This is a genomic window from Mammaliicoccus sp. JADD-157, from assembly GCF_049310805.1.
In the GTDB taxonomy this organism is placed as follows: domain Bacteria; phylum Bacillota; class Bacilli; order Staphylococcales; family Staphylococcaceae; genus Mammaliicoccus; species Mammaliicoccus lentus.
Window position 1 is genome coordinate 1 of sequence record NZ_JBMOVZ010000002.1, and the last position, 20,236, is coordinate 20,236.

Below are 20,236 nucleotides of genomic sequence, written 5' to 3' on the forward strand. Positions count from 1 at the left end.
TTCACACCATCGCCGTCGATATCTGGATCTTGGTTATCCGGTGTACCGTCTCCATCTGTATCTTTCGGCGTTGTGATATCAGGTTTACCATCTTTATCTTTATCTGTTGGTGTAGTTCTATTCGGATCTGATTCATCTTTGTTTGGAATACCATCATGATCAGCATCTTCATCGCCATCTGGTGTACCATTTCCATCAGAATCAGGATTCTTCGGATCAGTGCCTGCGGCTTCTTCATCTTTATTGTTCACACCATCGCCGTCGATATCAGGATCTTGGTTATCCGGTGTACCGTCTCCATCTGTATCTTTCGGCGTTGTGATATCAGGTTTACCATCGTTATCTTTATCTGTAACAGTAGTGCCGTTTGGATCAGACTCATCTTTATTCGGAATACCATCATGATCAGCGTCTTCGTCGCCATCTGGTGTACCATTTCCATCAGAATCAGGATTCTTCGGATCAGTACCTGCAGCTTCCTCATCTCTGTTGTTCACACCGTCACCATCGATATCTGGGTCTTGGTCATCAAGAATACCATCGCCGTCCATATCTTTCGGTTGTCCAGAACCATTATTGTTAGAGTCTTTTGGAGTCGTAACATCAGGTTTACCATCGCCATCTTTGTCCGTTGGTGTAGTGCTGTTTGGATCAGATTCATCTTTATTTGGAATACCATCATGATCAGCGTCTTCGTCGCCATCAGTTGTTCCGTTACCATCAGAATCAGGATTCTTTGGATCAGTACCTGCGGCTTCTTCGTCTTTATTGTTCACACCATCACCGTCGATATCTGGGTCTTGGTCATCAAGAATACCATCGCCGTCCGTATCTTTCGGTTGTCCAGAACCATTATTGTTAGAGTCTTCTGGAGTCGTAATATCAGGTTTACCATCGTTATCTTTATCTGTAACAGTTGTGCCATTCGGATTAGACTCATCTTTATTCAGAATACCATCATGATCCGTGTCTTCGTCGCCATCCGGTGTACCATTTCCATCAGAATCAGGATTTGTTGGGTCAGTACCTGAAGCTTCTTCGTCTTTATTGTTCACACCATCACCATCAATATCTGGATCTTGATCATCTGGTGTACCATCGCCATCTGTGTCTTTAGGTTGTTCAGAACCATTGTTGTTAGAATCTTTCGGCGTTGTAATATCAGGTTTACCATCGTTGTCTTTATCTGTAACAGTTGTACCGTTTGGATCAGACTCATCTTTGTTCGGAATACTATCTTTATCAGCATCTTCGTTGCCGTCTGGTGTTCCGTTACCATCAGAATCAGGATTTGTTGGGTCAGTACCTGCAGCTTCTTCATCTTTGTTATTCACACCATCACCGTCGATATCTGGATCTTGGTTATCAGGTGTACCGTCTCCATCTGTATCTTTCGGCGTTGTGATATCAGGTTTACCATCGTTGTCTTTATCCGTAACAGTAGTGCCATTCGGATCTGATTCATCTTTGTTCGGAATACCGTCATGATCTGCATCTTCATCGCCATCCGGTGTACCATTTCCATCAGAATCAGGATTCTTCGGATCAGTGCCTGCGGCTTCTTCATCTTTATTATTTACGCCATCACCGTCGATATCTGAATCTTGGTTATCAGGTGTACCATCGCCGTCCGTATCTTTCGGTGTTGTGATGTCTGGTTTACCATCGTTGTCTTTATCCGTAACAGTAGTGCCATTCGGATCTGATTCATCTTTGTTCGGAATACCATCATGATCAGCGTCTTCATCGCCATCCGGTGTACCATTTCCATCAGAATCAGGATTCTTCGGATCAGTGCCTGCGGCTTCTTCATCTTTATTGTTCACACCATCACCGTCGATATCAGGATCTTGGTTATCCGGTGTACCGTCTCCATCTGTATCTTTTGGTGTTGTGATATCAGGTTTACCATCGTTATCTTTATCTGTAACAGTTGTACCGTTTGGCTCAGACTCGTCTTTGTTTGGAATACCATCTTTGTCAGCATCTTCGTCGCCATCAGGTGTTCCGTTACCATCAGAATCAGGATTTGTTGGATCAGTACCTGCAGCTTCCTCGTCTTTGTTGTTCACACCGTCGCCATCAATATCTGGGTCTTGGTTATCTGGTGTACCGTCTCCATCTGTATCTTTTGGCGTTGTTACATCTGGTTTACCATCGCCATCTTTGTCCGTTGGTGTAGTGCCATTCGGATTAGACTCATCTTTATTCGGAATACCATCATGATCAGCGTCTTCGTCGCCATCAGGTGTTCCGTTACCATCAGAATCAGGATTTGTTGGGTCAGTACCTGAAGCTTCTTCGTCTTTGTTGCTCACACCGTCACCGTCGATATCAGGATCTTGGTTATCCGGTGTACCGTCTCCGTCTGTATCTTTTGGAGTCGTAATATCAGGGTTACCATCACCATCTTTGTCCGTTGGTGTAGTGCCATTCGGATTAGACTCATCTTTATTCGGAATACCATCATGATCAGCGTCTTCGTCGCCATCAGGTGTACCATTTCCATCAGAATCAGGATTCTTCGGATTAGTACCTGCAGCTTCCTCATCTCTGTTGCTCACACCGTCACCGTCGATATCAGGATCTTGGTTATCCGGTGTACCGTCTCCATCTGTATCTTTTGGAGTTGTTACATCTGGTTTACCATCGCCATCTTTGTCCGTTGGTGTAGTGCCATTCGGATTAGACTCATCTTTGTTCGGAATACCATCATGATCAGCGTCTTCGTCGCCATCAGGTGTACCATTACCATCAGAATCAGGGTTTGTTGGATTTGTACCTGCAGTATCTTCGTCTTTATTGTTCACACCATCACCATCGATGTCTGGGTCTTGGTCATCTGGTATACCATCATTGTCAGTATCCTTAGGATTTGTTACTACAACTGGATCTGAAGCTTCAGAAATATTCGGCGTTTCAGCTTTATCTGTCGCTTTCGCTGTTACGTTACCTTCTGGTAAAGGTTTTGTCGGTGTAATCACGACATTACCTTGATCATCAGCCGTACCTTCACCAATTTTGTTACCGTCCTTATCGAATAATTCAACTTTCGAACCTGGTTCAGCTTGAACTGTAACTGGGTCAGTTGTACCAGCTTTACCTGTTAAGTCTGTTTGGATGACAGGTTTCGCAGGTGGCGTTGTATCTGTTGCTTTCTTCGGATCAGAAACTTCAGAAATATTCGGCGTTTCAGCTTTATCCGTCGCCTTCGCTGTCACATTACCTTCTGGTATTGGTTTTGTCGGTGTAATAGTAGCGATACCGTTACCATCTGTTTCGCCTTCACCAATCTTATTACCATCTTTATCGAATAGTTCAACTTTCGAACCTGGTTCAGCTTGAACTGTAACTGGGTCAGTTGTACCAGCTTTACCTGTTAAGTCTGTTTGGATGACAGGTTTCGCAGGTGGCGTTGTATCTGTTGCTTTCTTCGGATCAGAAACTTCAGAAATATTCGGCGTTTCAGCTTTATCCGTCGCCTTCGCTGTCACATTACCTTCTGGTATTGGTTTTGTCGGTGTAATAGTAGCGATACCGTTACCATCTGTTTCGCCTTCACCAATCTTATTACCATCTTTATCGAATAGTTCAACTTTCGAACCTGGTTCAGCTTGAACTGTAACTGGGTCAGTTGTACCAGCTTTTCCTGTTAAGTCTGTTTGAATGACAGGTTTCGCAGGTGGCGTTGTATCTGTTGCTTTTATCGGATCTGAAGCTTCAGAAATATTCGGCGTTTCAGCTTTATCTGTCGCTTTCGCTGTCACATCACCTTCCGGTATTGGTTTTGTTGGTGTAATCACGACATGACCTTGATCATCAGCCGTACCTTCTCCAATCTTATTACCATCTTTATCGAATAGTTCGACTTTAGATTTCGGTTCAGCTTGAACCGTAACTGGTTCTTTCTTACCAGCTTTGCCTGTTAAATCAGTTTGAATCACTGGCTTCGCTGGCGCTGTAGTATCTGTTGCTTTCTTCGGATCAGAAGCTTCAGAAGTATTAGGTGTTTCAGCTTTATCTGTCGCTTTCGCTGTCACATCACCTTCCGGTATTGGTTTTGTTGGTGTAATGACAGCTTGACCTTGATCATTCGCTGTGCCTTCACCAATCTTATTACCATCTTTATCGAATAGTTCAACTTTAGATTTTGGTTCAGCTTGAACTGTAACTGGTTCTTTCTTACCAGCTTTACCTGTTAAGTCAGTTTGGATGACAGGTTTCGCAGGCGCTGTAGTATCTGTTGCTTTCTTCGGATCAGAAGCTTCAGAAGTATTTGGTGTTTCAGCTTTATCTGTCGCTTTCGCAGTTACATTACCTTCTGGTATTGGTTTCGTTGGTGTAATGACAGCTTGACCTTTGTCATTCGCCGTACCTTCACCAATCTTATTACCATCTTTATCGAATAGTTCAACTTTAGATTTTGGTTCAGCTTGAACCGTAACTGGTTCTTTCTTACCAGCTTTGCCCGTTAAGTCAGTTTGAATCACAGGTTTCGCAGGCGCTGTAGTATCTGTTGCTTTCTTCGGATCAGAAGGTACTGAAGTATTCGGCGTTTCAGCTTTATCTGTTGCCTTCGCTGTTACATTACCTTCCGGTAAAGGTTTCGTCGGTGTAATGACAGCTTGACCTTGGTCATTCGCTGTGCCTTCTCCAATCTTATTACCATCTTTATCGAATAGTTCAACTTTAGATTTTGGTTCAGCTTGAACTGTAATTGGTTCTTTCTTACCAGCTTTGCCCGTTAAGTCTGTTTGGATGACTGGCTTCGCAGGCGCTGTAGTATCTGTTGCTTTCTTCGGTTCTGAAGGAATAGAAAAATCTTCAGGTTGTTGATTATCAACTTTAAATGTTGCTATAGCTATTACATTACCTTCAGGGATTGGTTTAGTCGGAGTAATGGTCGCATTTCCATTATCATCTGCAACAGCTTTTCCTATTAAACTGTTATCTTTATTGAATAAATAAACTGTTGCTCCTGGTTGTGAAGTTACAATAATTGGATCTTGTGTACCAGGTTTTTCAGCTTTATTAGTTAAATCGGATTGTATCACTGGTTGCGTTGGTTTATCAGTTATTACTGCACTACTTAACTCAACAGGATCACTTATATTACTAGCTTCGTCAGTTACAATAGCTTTAATTTTATATGTTCCACTTTCAATAGGTGCATCGCTGTTTAAACTTATTTCATTGTCGTTTTGGTCGTAAACTTTTAGCGTTTTAACTAAGTGGTCGCTAGTAGAGAAATTATCTTTTCCTACTATTTTAGATACATTGCTTTCTATAAATTGTATCAGTTCTTCTTTCGAATTAAATCTATTTGGAACTGTTATAGCAGCTTTCGTTTCTTGTTCTAAAACTCGTGGTTTAGTAACATCAACTGGAACTACAAAGAAGTTTATTGCATCACGAGAAGTGTCAGGATTTAAGTTATTAAGGTATGATAAAGCTTTTAAACTTGCATATAATTGGAATTTATTAATAGCTCGGTTTTTACCTTCATTGATATTACGTCCTCCAGCACCAGCTGAATTGTCCTTTGCAATATCATTTGTTCCTTCAGCACCTCTAATTATACGATGATCAGAGAATGAAGCTGTACCAGCGCCATTATTGTGAGCAGCATCTATTTCAAATCCGGATACAACACGATTGTATTTATTTTTGTTAGTTACACCATCTTCTCCTTCTGCCGAACCTTCGATATTGATTACTCTACCACCGATTAAATGTTTACCATTATCTCCACCAACAGGTTGGATAATATCGAGTACAGGAACATTTTTTCTATTGTATAGATAATCACCTTCACGGTCTCCATTATTAATTCCTACTATACTGAATCCTGATTTACGATTTTCAGCTTTCTTCTTATCCCCACCATCTAAAGTTCTACCATTATTAGACTTAGGAGTTGCCACTAATAATTCAAGCAATTCATTCGTGTTTATATTATGATTAGGTCGTTGGCCTATAGCATATTTATAAATAAGTGTTTTACCATCAGGCGAAAGTTCAAAACCAGGGTCATCTGGTCTATTAGCTAAATGAGGACTCTTCCAACTAATATTATATAATTCTCTTAATGATAAAGGTCTAAATCTATCATTTGTGTTTATACTATTATTGTCAGAAGCCTCATATCGGTTTTCTACAAATCGTACATGGTTATGTCTAAAGTTAACACCAATATTTTTAGTTGCAGTACCAGTTGCAATATAGAATTTACCACCATGTCTTCTTAACCAATCTTTACTAACTGTAGCAGTCATTTTCGCTATATAAGAATTACGTCTGTGATTCAGTTGCTCATGTATATAGTAGAAATTGTCTTCGTCAGTTATTTTAGTTAAATTTTTATAGTAATCTCTCTCACTTTGGCTCATAGCTTGGTATACCATAGAATTAAGCTTGCTGCCACCAGTTACAACTGCTTGGTTTATCCATTTTTGCTTGGATCCAATTCCGGATAATCTTTCAACAGAACCAGGTGTAAGTGTTACCCCAGATGGTGCGAAGAAATAGAAACGTCCACGTGCATCAGGAGTTTGTCCTTTGTTAAAATGAATGACGTAATTAAATTGAACATTATTACCTCTTTCAACTTGTGAAATATGTTCTATTGATACAAAGTTTGGTACATCAATATCATGTGCATTTCTACCAAAAGCTTTATTAAATGAACCGCTATTTTGAGATCTTTCCTCAGTTGTTATGCGTGCTCTTAATGCTGAATTATCTGTACTTCTTAAATCTCTTCGTGTTCTACTACGTCGTTCTTCCCTTGGTTGTTCTGTTACTACACCAGCTTTATCAGGACTATCTGATTTCGATGGTTTTTCTTCAGTTTCTGTAGTTTTCGTCTCTGTTTGTTTATCTACCTTGATTTCTGGTTGTACTACTTCATTTGAAACTTGTTTGTTTTCTGTAGTTGCAGGTTGTTCTACCACTACATCATCTTTATTTGTATTTTCTTTATCTACTGACTTCTCTTCAGATTTTACAGTTTCATTTTTTGGTTGTTCTTCTTTAGTTGCAGGATTTTCTACTTTTGCTTCTTCTTCTTCTGCAACTTCTTCAGCTTTAGGTTTCTCTACATCTTCAACCTTATCTTCTTTGACAGTAGATTCTTTTTTATCTGCTGTTTCTTCATTGTTAACTGATTCTTCAGGTTTAACAGTTTCTTCTGTAGATACCGATTTATCTGCTTCTAATTGTTGTTTCTCAGTTTCTTCAGATTTAGGTTGTTCTGCTGTGTCTTCAGTTGTTGGTTGATTAATTGAAGTTTCTTCATTTTGTTGTTTATTTTCTTCTGTAGATTTATCAGCTTCTTCAACTGACTTATTAATTTCTTTCTCTTTTGCTGATTCTTCTTGTTTAGCTACATCTAAAGTATTTTCAGATGCAAAAGCATGGTCTGCTGGTGAGCCTAGGAATATGAGTGTTCCGATTAATATCGAGCATGTTCCAACAGCATACTTTCGAATACTAAACTTTTGTAATCGCCGTTGCTTATCCATTAGCAATCCCCTTTACAATTTAATTTTTTGGAGAGCAACTTAACTCATAAGGCGATTCATTTTTACTATTTAGTTTTATTTATTAGTCATGAGTTAATTATCTACTCTTAATTGAATCGTTGTTATATGAGTGAAGTGGCACAAATATATGTGAATTGAATAAATAAAATATAAGTTCTCCTTTCTTTTAAATTATTCACATATAAGATATGGAACAAATTGTAATTTGTTCTAAGTTAGTATACCACTTTTATTATGTATGTAAAATACTATTCTTTTAAAACTCTATAAAATATTTATATAAACTTGGTAAAATGTAATGAAAATTTTATTTTGAAGGATGAGATTTTTCATTTTAAGAATACATCTTTGAGATTAACTATGTGAGAAGTATTAATAAATAGAGTTTATATTTAATTGAATTAAAAAAGGAGAATGCAGTTTGCACTCTCCTCTATTTATATATTATTAAGAAGTGTATTATTCTTTGTCTTCAGATTTTTTACGTCTGAATAGTAATACTAATCAACCAAATAATGATGTGATACCTACTAAACCAGCTAGTTCACTTTCTTCTCCAGTGTCAGGCAATACTTTTGTACCTTCTTGTTCCATATTTGAATGAGCTTTGGATGATTGATCATGTCACTAGTTGCATTTTGACCATTAAAGTTAGTCATGCCATTATCGTTTGACAAAACATCGTCATTAGCAGCTACTTTTTACCAGCTTATTTTGTATGTAAATACTATTTTATAAAATTTATGTTTTATTTATTTAAATTTACAAAGATGTAAATAATCTTTGTTTTGTTTGAAGTATGGCCGGTGTTCGTGTAAGTTTAAAATATTGAATATTTAAATTGAAAGAGTTGAATATCATGCCACAAATATATTTTGATGCTGCTACTAAAGGTAATCCTGGAGAAAGTACTTGTGCTTCTGTCATCATTATTGATAATGAAAGATATCACTATACGGAGTATATCGGTTCATTAGATAACCATAGTGCTGAATGGGTAGCTTTTATAAAGTCTTTAGAGAAAGCTCATGAATTAGATGTAAAGACAGCATTAGTGTATACAGATTCTAAGTTGATTGAAGATAGTTTAAATAAGAGATTTACTAAAAACGCTTTGTTTAAACCGTATTTTGAAGCTTTTAAAAAATTAGAAACAAAATTTGATTTAGTATTCGTAAAATGGATTCCACGTGCTAAGAATAAGGAAGCGAACCAACTTGCTCAAACTGCTTTAAGAAAGCATTTGAAAAAATCTAAATAAATTAAAAACGAGTCTGGGACATAGTAAATGTCTCAGACTCGTTCATTATATTGGCCGAATTTGTTGTTATTATAAAAATTCTTAAATCATAATTTACTTTGGATTTACGGCTTAGTTAATCCAATAAAATGTGGTTTAGTTGGATTTTCTACCTCATTAATCCAATAAAAAGGATCTAGTTGGATTTACGGCTTAGTTAATCCAATAAGAAGTACTCTAGTTGGATTTTCTGCCTCATTAATCCAATATCAACACTTGATTCTTTATTAATCCCACCAAAAAAGAGCCAAGGATATATCTCCTTAGCTCGTCTTTCACTATGAGAAGTTACTCATCAAGTATTTACTTGAAACGAATAATTCATGTTCATTACAAATAGTAATAGAATTTTCTATATGGTGATTGTATTCCATTTTTGCCAATAATTCTTCTGTTTCAAGTGGTACATTTGTATGAATTGCTGCTAAACGTTTAGACATTTCTAAGTCAGCTTGATAAGTTGTAATTTTATTTTGTTGGCCTGGTGTTAATGTTTCTAGATTAGCCATAACATTTTCTACGGATTGATGTTCTTGTATTAATTTAATAGCAGTTTTCTCGCCTATTCCTTTAACACCTGGATAACCATCTGCTGTATCACCCATAAATGCTTTTACATCTACTAATTGTGATGGCTCTAAACCATATTCTTCTCTAAACCTGTTTAAATCATATTTATTATAAAGGTTAAATCCTTTTTTAGTTAACCATACATGTACATCAGTATCTATACATTGTAATAAATCTCTGTCACCGCTCACGATATATGTTTCATGTCCCTTTGCTTGTGCTTTTTTACTAATAGTACCAATTACATCATCTGCTTCGTAATTAGTAATACCTAAGTTACAGAAACCTAATTTTGAAGCTATATCTTTAGCTTTATCAAATTGAGGTACCATTTCTTCTGGTGGTGCAACACGATTTGATTTGTATGCTTCAAACATATCATTTCTAAATGTTTTTGAACCCATATCCCAACATATTGCCACATGGGTAGGTTTTATGTCGTTAACAGCTGTAAATGCGTGTCTTACAAATCCTTGAATTGCGTTTGTTGGTGTACCAGCTGAATCTCTCATAAATTGTTTGTGTACACTCGTCGCATAAAAGTGTCTAAATAATAAAGCCATTCCATCTATTAATAAAATTCTATTTGCCATTTATTTCGCCTCTATATTTCTTTTAAGATTTTTTCAATTCTTTCTATTAAATCATTATTAATATTAATAGATAAGTAAGAATCGATAAGTTTATTTATTTCTATATTGTATTCTTCAATGTATTGTTCTGCTTGTTCATCATAACCGTTTAAATTTTGTTTAATTTCATCATCAAAAGTTACTATTGGAGAATCAATTAATTCCATTGTATCATTTAGAATCCCTTTTTGAATCTCTTTAGCTTTAGATGTTTTTAATAGATCTTTTTTAGATATTGTTCGAACAGTTTTATCAGTTAAATCATTTAAATGGATACTGATTGCATGAACTGAAACTTTATTTTCAAAGTCGTGCTTGAATTTAGAAATTAAAATTGATGCTTCATTTAATTCTACTATTGTAGGTGTTAATAATTCATCAAAAGTTTTATTATAAAAATTCTTCAGTCTTTCAGTAATTAATGAACTTTCCAAACTTAACTTTTGGTTAATATCATCTATATATTGTTTCGTGCTCGTTTGTAATGAAGTTTTGAAATCATTTGTAACGGTTGAAGTATTAAAATGTTTTTTCACGATATCATTTAGCTGAATCATGAGTCTGTCTTTTAGATAATATAGTTGGTCATCTATTTCTTTATCTAATTGATGATGTGACTTCACGACAATTTGATTGTTAAAGTTTGTTTGATTTTTATATTTAAGTAAAGTATCTTTTCTTTTTTCGAATTGATCTTTATCTTGTCTATACGTAGTAACCATTTGTTCTAGTTCATTTTCTAATTGATTAATTCTAGATTCTACTTGTGACTGTAGAACTTGTTTACTTTCAACTTTTACAAAATGATCAAGCGCGTTCATAAATTTTGTGAAGTAATCGTCATATTCTTTAATAGCATTTTTACTTGAGACTGGGTAACACTCAGGTTTAATATTTAATGCATCTAAAGATGATTCTACATATGAAATAACAGCTTCTTTATCTTCTTCGGATTCAGCTAAGTCAATCGCATTAATTACGAATTTCAAGCCTTGAGATTGCTGCAAGTTATTCATGTCGCGCATATATGATAGAAATTCTGCATCTTTATCTGTAAATGCATGATTATAGTAGCTGACATAAATGATAAGGTCACTAGATGCAATGATTTGTTCAGTTTCTCTTGTATGACGTTGGTTGTTTGAGTTCAAACCTGGGGAGTCTATTATAACTTTATCTTTTAACCAATCCTCTTCTAATCTTAAATAAATCTTATGAACAAATGCAGCGTGTGTATCATTAGCTGTTAATTTTTCAAGTTCTTCTAGTTCAAATTGTACAGGTTTATTATTATTTAAGGCTTCTACGTATTCATAAAAGTTTGTTTCTATCGCCTCAAAAAATGCTAAGTGATTACTTGATAAGGATGGATGACTTTTAATGTTCTTGTCTTTAATAAATGATTCTATCGATTCATATGATTGATTAGCGAATTCCGTAATATGATTTATTTCTTCTAATAACTGATCATATGTCTTAAACAACACTTCTTGTGTATTACCATAGCTAATTTCTGTAATACTAGCTGTAGTTGGATTTGGTGAACTTAATAGTATCGGTCGTTTTAAGATAGCATTGATTAAACTACTTTTACCAGCACTAAATGTACCGAAAACAGCAATTTTTGTTATGTTTTCATCCATTCGCTCTATTTGATTTTTAATATTTGTTACTTCACTTTGATATATCGGTAAATCAGATAAAGTTTGCACTTTTTCTTTCAATAATGCCATGTTACTTTCTTTGTGTTCAATTATGTTCTCAGATGTCTTTTTAACTTTTGCTTCGTTGTTGTTAATGTTTAAGTCTTCTATTTTTACATATGTACGATCAATCAATTTATCTATAGATTCATCTAAGTGTATATAATAATGCTGGAAATTATTTGTTACGAGCGAAGTTAATAATTCGTTATATTCTATATATTCTTCATATAAGCTTAGTTGATCCGTATTTTCATTTGAATTTACTTTTACTTCACTATTTTGAACGATTTCTTCTATTATACTATTCGTTTCATTTCGAATTTGTCTTGTGATGATATCCGTAATACCTTTTGTATATATTAAGACATAGTCATTAGTAATGTTCGGTTGTTCTTGTACATGTTCAGGTAAAGCTTCTTTAGAAATTGTATATTTTTGATTAATTATTTTTTCAAACAGATTTGAGTCATTAATATATTTATTTAAATTTTCTAATGACTTAATCCATACTTTAGTTATTTCATCATGAATTTTTAAATCTAATTGTTCTTTAACTAAATCTAATTTTTCATTTTGTATGGCTTCTTTTTTCTTTTCTTTATTAAATAAGCCTTTAACCTTATATTCCTTCGCTGTTGTTTCTAAATATTTTCTAATTGTTTCTCTCATTTCATAAGGCATTAAATAAGCATTATCTAATATTTCTTTTCTCGTGTCTTTTAAGTTTTGTCTGAATTCATCTTTATTTTGTATAAGTGAATGCTCATTTTGTACGTTGTACTTTTCTTTGTAAGCTTTGTAATCTTCATCAAAAGTTTCTTCAGTAGAATCGATTTCGGATAGAATGTCTTCCATATTATTCTTAATATATTCTAGTTGATCGTTTTTAATATAATTTGTCACGCGTTCAATAAAATGTTGATGTTCTGTTCTATTTTTATCTAATTCGTGAATAAAATGATTAAACTTTTCTTTCTCGTTATATTTTGTTTCAAATTTAGAAACATAAAATACTTCTTCTACGTTTAAATTCCAATCTTTTAGTGCTTTATTCACACGATTTTTATAAATTTCAAATGAAATTTCTTCATCATCATGTTTGTCAATTTGATTTACGACTAGAATGACTGGTATATCAAGTTTGTTTAATGACTTTATAAAGTTAAAATTCATGTCTGATTGAACATGATTATAATCGACAGTATAAAATACGTAATTTGATGTTAATAAATATTGAAAAGCACTTTCTCTATGATTATCACTCATTGAGTCTACGCCCGGTGTATCTTGGAAAGTAAATCCTTTATTAAATTTATCAGACGTAAATTCAATTTCTATCGACTCTACTTCCCTATCCTCAGTATTTAACTTCTTTACGTCTTCTTGTTCCTGTACAACTGTATATTGATTATCATTTAAATTTACCGAAATGCTATTTTGATTAGATGCTATTAATTGTGCAGTGTTACTTGTCGTCGGTACTGGTGAACTCGGTAAAATATTCTGTCCAATGACATTGTTTATTAATGTTGATTTACCTGCAGAAAAGTGGCCGACAAAACTTACAGTATATTGTTTGTTATAAACTTTTTTTATCATTTCATTAATTTGCTTAATCAATGAAATGTTCGAAGATTTTTCGATTTCTTTTTTCAATTTATATAATAAGTCTAATGATTCTTGATTGCTTTTCATTATTAATCCCCTTTAAATAAGCGCAAATAATTTTGATAATGTGATTTAAATCACATATTTTTCTCAATCTCTACTCTATTATAAGTAATGAAGAGAATATAAGAAAGGATGAATCATATGACAAGGCAAAATAATCAAATGATTAAAGAAGCTGAACACCATTCACATGACGATTTAGACTTAAGTGGAACATTGTATTCAGTTTTTACAATAGGAGGTATTTTTGCAGTATTATGGGTAATTTGTTTCATTTTATATCTTGTAAGAATTTAAGGGGGGATTTACGTGCATAAGTATGAAAAAATCTGGCTGACAACTGGAATCAGTTCCTTAGTTCTATTTTTAGCGATATTAATCATTACGGCGTTACATAACGGACACACGCCAGCAGCATCAGGCAGAGAATACATTAACCCTGATAGAGTTGATGAAATTGAACCATTTAATAAACCAGGTTTGCACAAAGTTAGCGGGAAAGACTATGACTATGAACTTGTATTCGTAGCTTCAGCATTTAGCTATCAACCAGCAAAGGTTGAAATACCGAAAGGATCTAAAGTAAAAATCATTGCTACAAGCAAAGATACGTTACATGGCTTTAGTTTACCAGGTACGAATGTAAATATGATGTTAGAACCTGGACACATAAGTCAGTATGAAAAAAAGTTTGACGAAAAACGTGAATACCTCATTTTATGTAATGAATATTGTGGTATTGGACATGCCGATATGAAGTCGATGATAAAGGTTGTGGATAAGAAATGATAGAACGTTTAAGCAAAAAAGATAGTAAACTTGTTATGGCACATATGTACGTAGCAATTTGTTGTTTAATCCTAGGGGGACTCGCAGGTTTACTACAAACTTTTGTTAGATCAGGTTTATTACAACTACCTAAATCAATTTCATACTATCAAATACTTACTGTACACGGTATTGTATTAGCGTTAGTATTAACGACTTTCTTTATTATTGGATTTCAATATTCAGCAGTAGCGAAGACGGCAGGAAATCTGTCACCACTACAAAGAAAGTTAGGTTGGATTGGATTTTGGGTAATGGTTATAGGTACAGCAATGGCTGCAACTATGGTCCTTTTAAATAAGGCAACTGTTTTATATACATTTTATGCACCTTTGAAAGCACACGTTATATTCTATGTTGGAATGGCTTTAGTCGTAGTTGGTAGTTGGATTTCTGTAAGTGGACAAATTTTAAAATATGCAGAATTTAAGAAAAAGAATCCTGGTAAGAAATCACCATTATTAAGTTATATGGTTACGATTAACGATGTAATGTGGATTGTCTGCTCTTTAGGGGTAGCATCAACAGTTCTTTTCCAACTTATACCTTGGTCTTTAGGTTTAGTTGAAAGAGTCGACGTCTCATTAAGTAGAACACTCTTTTGGTATTTTGGACATGCACTTGTTTACTTTTGGCTTTTGCCTGCTTATATGTGTTGGTATGCTATTGTTCCAAAAATTATTGGTGCAAAAGCTTTCTCTGACAATTTAGCTAGAATGTCATTCATGCTATTCTTATTCTTCAGTATTCCAGTTGGGATACATCATCAATTAGTTGAACCAGGTATTGATGATATATGGAAATACTTCCAAGTTATTTTAACATTCATGGTTGTCGTACCATCATTTATGACAGCGTTTAGCCTTTTTGCAACTTTTGAAAATTATGGGCGTTCATTAGGATATAAAGGTTTATTCGGTTGGTTTAAATCTCTACCATGGAATGATGCAAGATTTGTATTACCGTTTTTAGGAATGCTAGCGTTTATACCAGGTGGTGCTGGTGGTTTAGTAAACGCTTCGGCACAAATGAATGGATTAATTCATAATACAATTTGGGTTACTGGACACTTCCATTTAACAGTTGCTTCAGCAGTAATATTAACGTTCTTTGGTATGATGTATTGGTTAATACCGCATTGTACAGGTAGAAAATTAACTAAGTTTACAAATAAATTAGCGATTATTCAAGGTTATACATGGGCAATTGGGATGACGGTTATGAGTGGCGCAATGCATTATATCGGTTTAGTTAAAGGGGCACCTAGAAGATCTGCATTTTCAACATACGGTGGATCTAAACAAGCAGCTGAATGGGTTCCATATCAAATACTGCAAGCAGTTGGCGGAACGATACTATTTATATCAATTATCTTAGTAGTAATGGTATTTATACATTTAGTTTTCCTTTCACCTAAAGGAGACGAAGAATACCCAGTAGCTGAAGCTTTAGATCAAGACGCACCAGTTATTAAATTCACAGAGAATTGGAGATTCTTAATCATTGTTACAGTATTATTAATCTTAATCGCTTATACCTTCCCTATCGGACAAATGTTTACCGACCCGCCACCAGGAGCAAAAGGAATGGGCGAAGGCAAGCTTTGGTAATTTTATAATTAGAACAGGAGCGGGACAGTTATGATGTTCTTTCCTGGACACAAAATAAAACATAACATCTCATTTATAACTGAGTAAATCAGTGAAATGAGATGTTATTTTAAGTTAAGATGCATGTTCCAAACTATTTTTGTAAGGAGAGAAAAATCAACGAACGAGAATATAAATTATATATCCAGTCGTTAGAAGGAAGAGTTATACTCAATAACGACCATCGTAAAGATTTATTATTTATGCAATCAGGAAATGATGGTGAAAAATATTTCAAAGCATTATTAGATACAACTGGCAATGTATGTTATTTTAGAAATTTAGAAATAGGAAATAATAATCATACACAAATAGATTTTCTAGTAATTTCTCAAAATAAATTAATCATATTTGAAATAAAAAACTTTAGCGGGGAATGGTATTTTGAAGAAAATTTTATGAAAAGTAAATTAGGTGCACAAATTCAATCCCCTTTTATACAAATGAAAAAAATTGAGCACGAATTAAGATATTTATGTAATAAGCTTGATATTAATGTAAATATTGAATCATATGTCGTATTTACAAACTCCTGCTTTATTTTAACGAACCATTTACAATTACCTTATCACAATTTTATACTACCCCATCAGTTAAATAGCCTATCTAAAATTATTCCCATAAAAAGTCCTAATAATGATTTTTTGATTTTAAATAAAATTAAACAACACGAAAAAACACATTCAAAATATTATCAACGAGAAAACTTTGTCGAATTTAATACCATTGAAAAAGGAATAAGGTGTCCAGTCTGTAAAAAATTAAATACTATCATTGTTAAAGATTTACAAAAATATAATTATTGTACTTATTGTGAGACGGATGTATTAAATAAAGAAATTTTGATAAATAATTTAAGAGAATTATATTGTCTAAAAAGAGCTCCATTTACAATTAAAGAAGCTATGGATTGGTGCAGTCCATTCAAAGAGAGAACAGTTAGAAGAATTTGTACTAAGTATTTTTTGCCAGAACAAAAAAGAAATATAAAATTTAGCTATAATATGAACTATGAATTTCATAAAGATAACAAATAGTATAAATTTTGGGTAGTATCATATTGGCTAACGAGCTTGTTTAATGTGACTTGCACGTTAGCCAGTGATTTTACAATATGTTATTGACACGTTTAGTGAGAAAAGACAACAAGGTTACTGTTATTGACACGTTTGGTGAGAAGCGTCAACAAGGGTACTGTTATTGACACGTTTAGTGAGAAGTGTCAACAAGACTATCGTTATTGACACGTTTGATGAGAAGTGTCAATAACTACCCCACCTACTACAAAAAATAGACAAATCAGCACGCATCTTCGCGTTTGATTTGTCTATAAAAATAATATTTATTTTCTTTTACCCCAATATTGATAATAAGTACATTCAATATAACCGTTAAAGAGTTTTCTTCGTTTTGTTGCTTTACGACCTATTAAATGTTCGAATTCTTTATAGCTTGTTAACATATAAAGTGAAACTTGATTGTTTTTATTTATAATTTCGCCTAAATGTTTATACATAGCTTCTACTTCGTTTCGCTCACCTATACGCTCTCCGTATGGAGGGTTACCAATTATAGATACTGGACCTTCTGGTACCGAAACATCGTGAACGTCTTGTACTTTAAATTTGATAACGTCTCCTAAACCTACTTCATCAGCGTTTGCTTTAGCTATTTCTACCATTTTAGGATCTATATCACTTGCCACAAGATTAATTTCTTTATCATAGTCAGCAGCTTCATCAGCTTCTTGTCTTAATTGTTCAAATAAACCTTCTGGTATAATATCCCATTCTTCACTTGCAAAACTTCGATTAAATCCTGGTGCTATATTTTGAGCGATTAAACAAGCTTCTATAGCAATTGTTCCAGAACCACAGAACGGATCGATAAATGGTGTTTCACCTTTCCAATTCGTTAAGCGAACAAGTGCTGCTGCTAATGTTTCTTTCATTGGTGCTTCACCTTGTGCTAATCTATAGCCTCTTTTATGCAATCCTGAACCAGAAGTATCAATAGTAAGGAATGCTTCATCTTTCAACATTGAAACTTCTACTTGATACTTACTACCTGTTTCATCAATCCAACCTTTTATGTTATATACATGTTTAAGTCTTTCAACAATTGCTTTTTTAACAATTGCTTGGCAGTCAGAAACACTGAAGAGTTTAGATTTTACACTTTTACCTTGAACAGGGAACATACCTTTAGCTCCGATAACACTTTCCCATGGTAATGATTTTGTCTTTTCAAAAAGTTCATCAAAAGTGGTAGCATGAAAGCGTCCGACTACGATTTTGACTCTGTCAGCTGTTCGTAACCATAAGTTTGCTTTCACTATTGCAGTTTCGTCACCTTCAAATAATACGCGACCGTTTTCTACTGTTGTTTCATAGCCAAGTTCTTGAACTTCTTTAGCAACAATTGATTCTAATCCCATTGGACTAGTAGCGAGTAATTGATACATGTATATACTCCTTTATATTAAATTTAATATTATTTCCAAATAAAAAGCTCTCCTACGTGGGAGAGCGACACTAGTAAGTGATAAATCTGTAAGCCATGTTCTGTCCTTTAGTACTTCAAACGTGTACTAGTTACACTCGTACGCCAGTGATAATCATCTGTCTGTATGTTTAACATACCTTCTTATTCCGTTCATTTCCGTCAAAGAAGTGCTCCTACCAATTTTGGATTGCTCACTCGAGGGGTTTACCGCGTTCCACCTTCTACATTTCTGTAGAAGCTACGTCACTGTGGCACTTTCAAACTACACTAACCATATTTAAAATAAACTTAGGTTATTTCGTTGCCGTCAATAATTGCCCTGGCTTATTGTTTCACCAAGCACGAACACTACATTCATCTCAGAATGTGTGAGCATGGACTTTCCTCTACTTTACGTAGCGATTACCCGAAATATCACTCAAAGAAGAATTATATCATAAATTATGATTAATAACTATCTTTTATTCACCAAATACAGCTTTTTCAAGATTTGAAATTCTCTTTAAAATATCTACATTATTAGAGCTGTATTGTTGAGAGCCTTGTGGTCTACCTGAGGCAACTCTAATCCTTAATTGTTCGATTTCTTTATTTAATTTACTATTTTCTTCAGTTAATTTAATGACTTCATTATTTAAGTCTGCCATTTTTTGATAATCAGAAATAATGTCATCTAAAAATGCATCGACTTCTTCAGTCTTGAAACCTCTTAGACCTCTTTCAAATTCTTTCTCGTAAATATCTTTAGCAGATAACTTCAAAGTTACATCAGCCATTTTTACACCTCATTTAATAAGATTCATTTCCATTATTATAATTAAATTCCATAAAATCCTGTAAATCCATGAATGTTATAACATTATAAGTATAATTTGTCTTTTCCGCAAAATCAACTAACTTAGTCTTAAAGTACTTTGGTGAAGCTTCTTGTTCGTCGTCATAAAATAAAATGGTCTTGTCAGTATTATCTAAAATGAAATCATTAGCTTGTTGAAATTGAAACGCGCCTTGATATTCACTTTGATGTATAGCGTTGACATAGTCAACATTCATGACGATATTTTGATACTTTTGCTGGTTTGTTTCATTCCATTTATTAAAATGATTTAGAAAAGGAGTTAAAACTGCGAGCTTTAAATCTGGGTATTTATTTTTTAAATCAATCGTAACTTCAGCGGTCCATAGTTCAAAACCAAGTTGTCCTGAAATAATAACCCATTCAAGCCCCTCTTCTATTTCATTTTCTATCAATTCTTTAATATAAGCTTTAATGACTTTTACTTCTGGTTGGTCATCTTTAAAAATATTTAACTCAAAAGGCTTATACCCTGTAAAATAAATAGAACTCATGACAAATCACCTAAATGTGTTTGTATATATTTTAAATCATGTTGAACAGCTTTATGTTTTTCTAGAAATAATTTTTTACTTGTACGTTTATAATGGCATTCTACTGATAACTCTTTATAGTTATCTATTAATAATTCGAACTTTTGTTCATTCATATATTGTAATTGTAATATTGTATTTTTATGTTGTATAAATTGTTCTAGACATTCATCGACATATTCAACAAAGGGTACAACATCTTTATAGAAATCATATTCATGATCATTTTTAGCGTTACTAAAAATTCCTTGCATTTCAGTAAGTTTATTTAAAAGTGTTTCAATCATTTTTATCCCTACTATCAATCAGTTTGTAATTTATAATACCTCACGATAAAATGATAACATAACTAGGTATGTTCTAGAATATATATGTTTCATAAAAAACTTTTGTAACTTATAATGAAATAAGGTATAATATTTAGAGTTTTTATGAAGTAAAG

At 33.7% G+C, this 20,236-nt stretch carries 12 protein-coding genes and 1 other RNA gene; 5 read left to right on the forward strand and 8 right to left on the reverse strand.

The annotated features are described in order from the left end of the window. The coding region (locus ACO6VN_RS06500) for a YSIRK-type signal peptide-containing protein (protein WP_422404404.1) at window positions 1-7,523 on the reverse strand (7,523 nt) is incomplete at its 3' end. 880 nt (window positions 7,524-8,403) lie between these two features. Here ACO6VN_RS06500 and ACO6VN_RS06505 point away from each other — a divergent pair. After that, window positions 8,404-8,805: a ribonuclease HI family protein gene (locus ACO6VN_RS06505; protein ID WP_017000962.1), complete on the forward strand. Its 402-nt coding sequence runs from the start codon at window positions 8,404-8,406 to the stop codon at window positions 8,803-8,805. Between the two features lie 317 nt (window positions 8,806-9,122). Here ACO6VN_RS06505 and ACO6VN_RS06510 read toward each other — a convergent pair whose 3' ends face one another. Together ACO6VN_RS06510 and ACO6VN_RS06515 are read right to left on the reverse strand one after the other, a co-directional pair. Next, window positions 9,123-10,007 (reverse strand): 5'-3' exonuclease, encoded by an 885-nt coding sequence (locus tag ACO6VN_RS06510; protein WP_064205416.1) that lies wholly within the window; start codon window positions 10,005-10,007, stop codon window positions 9,123-9,125. An 11-nt stretch (window positions 10,008-10,018) separates the two neighbouring features. Next, window positions 10,019-13,447, reverse strand: coding sequence for a dynamin family protein (locus ACO6VN_RS06515; RefSeq protein ID WP_422404405.1), 3,429 nt, complete (start codon window positions 13,445-13,447; stop codon window positions 10,019-10,021). 117 nt (window positions 13,448-13,564) lie between these two features. Here ACO6VN_RS06515 and ACO6VN_RS06520 point away from each other — a divergent pair, with 117 nt between their 5' ends. The 4 genes from ACO6VN_RS06520 (at window position 13,565) to ACO6VN_RS06535 (ending at window position 16,937) form a co-directional block, all read left to right on the forward strand. Further along, on the forward strand, window positions 13,565-13,720 hold the full coding sequence (locus tag ACO6VN_RS06520; RefSeq protein ID WP_228086189.1) for a hypothetical protein: 156 nt from the start codon (window positions 13,565-13,567) through the stop codon (window positions 13,718-13,720). Between the two features lie 12 nt (window positions 13,721-13,732). Further along, the gene (locus ACO6VN_RS06525; protein WP_174700876.1) at window positions 13,733-14,212 is read left to right on the forward strand and encodes a cytochrome c oxidase subunit II; all 480 of its coding nucleotides are present in this window, start codon (window positions 13,733-13,735) and stop codon (window positions 14,210-14,212) included. After that, window positions 14,209-15,861, forward strand: a complete 1,653-nt coding sequence (locus tag ACO6VN_RS06530) for a b(o/a)3-type cytochrome-c oxidase subunit 1 (protein WP_422404406.1) — start codon at window positions 14,209-14,211, stop codon at window positions 15,859-15,861. Before ACO6VN_RS06525 ends, ACO6VN_RS06530 begins: the two co-directional genes overlap by 4 nt. 242 nt (window positions 15,862-16,103) lie before the next feature. After that, entirely contained in the window at window positions 16,104-16,937 is an 834-nt protein-coding gene (locus ACO6VN_RS06535) for a nuclease-related domain-containing protein (protein ID WP_422404407.1), read from the forward strand. 305 nt (window positions 16,938-17,242) lie between these two features. Here the strand turns inward: ACO6VN_RS06535 and ACO6VN_RS06540 are convergent, their stop codons facing one another. The 5 genes from ACO6VN_RS06540 to ACO6VN_RS06560 form a co-directional block, all read right to left on the reverse strand. Next, window positions 17,243-18,364, reverse strand: coding sequence for a THUMP domain-containing class I SAM-dependent RNA methyltransferase (locus ACO6VN_RS06540; protein ID WP_017000955.1), 1,122 nt, complete (start codon window positions 18,362-18,364; stop codon window positions 17,243-17,245). Window positions 18,365-18,448: 84 nt separating this feature from the next. Then, an RNA gene (gene rnpB, locus ACO6VN_RS06545) (RNase P RNA component class B) lies at window positions 18,449-18,819 on the reverse strand. Between the two features lie 47 nt (window positions 18,820-18,866). Further along, entirely contained in the window at window positions 18,867-19,181 is a 315-nt protein-coding gene (gene gpsB, locus ACO6VN_RS06550; protein ID WP_017000954.1) for a cell division regulator GpsB, read from the reverse strand. 13 nt (window positions 19,182-19,194) lie between these two features. Next, complete coding sequence (locus ACO6VN_RS06555; protein ID WP_422404408.1) at window positions 19,195-19,755, reverse strand: DUF1273 domain-containing protein; 561 nt, start codon at window positions 19,753-19,755, stop codon at window positions 19,195-19,197. Further along, on the reverse strand, window positions 19,752-20,081 hold the full coding sequence (locus tag ACO6VN_RS06560) for a DUF1798 family protein (RefSeq protein WP_422404409.1): 330 nt from the start codon (window positions 20,079-20,081) through the stop codon (window positions 19,752-19,754). The genes ACO6VN_RS06555 and ACO6VN_RS06560 overlap by 4 nt, the downstream gene beginning before the upstream one ends. Between the last annotated feature and the right edge of the window lie 155 nt (window positions 20,082-20,236).

Bases quoted from the DNA above. Each gene is read 5' to 3' on its own strand.
- ACO6VN_RS06505 (WP_017000962.1), top strand. From the start codon at position 8,404: ATGCCACAAATATATTTTGATGCTGCTACTAAAGGTAATCCTGGAGAA.
- ACO6VN_RS06535 (WP_422404407.1), top strand. From the start codon at position 16,104: ATGCAATCAGGAAATGATGGTGAAAAATATTTCAAAGCATTATTAGAT.
- ACO6VN_RS06560 (WP_422404409.1), bottom strand. From the start codon at position 20,081: ATGATTGAAACACTTTTAAATAAACTTACTGAAATGCAAGGAATTTTT.
- ACO6VN_RS06520 (WP_228086189.1), top strand. From the start codon at position 13,565: ATGACAAGGCAAAATAATCAAATGATTAAAGAAGCTGAACACCATTCA.
- ACO6VN_RS06530 (WP_422404406.1), top strand. From the start codon at position 14,209: ATGATAGAACGTTTAAGCAAAAAAGATAGTAAACTTGTTATGGCACAT.
- ACO6VN_RS06555 (WP_422404408.1), bottom strand. From the start codon at position 19,755: ATGAGTTCTATTTATTTTACAGGGTATAAGCCTTTTGAGTTAAATATT.
- ACO6VN_RS06540 (WP_017000955.1), bottom strand. From the start codon at position 18,364: ATGTATCAATTACTCGCTACTAGTCCAATGGGATTAGAATCAATTGTT.
- ACO6VN_RS06515 (WP_422404405.1), bottom strand. From the start codon at position 13,447: ATGAAAAGCAATCAAGAATCATTAGACTTATTATATAAATTGAAAAAA.
- gpsB (WP_017000954.1), bottom strand. From the start codon at position 19,181: ATGGCTGATGTAACTTTGAAGTTATCTGCTAAAGATATTTACGAGAAA.
- ACO6VN_RS06510 (WP_064205416.1), bottom strand. From the start codon at position 10,007: ATGGCAAATAGAATTTTATTAATAGATGGAATGGCTTTATTATTTAGA.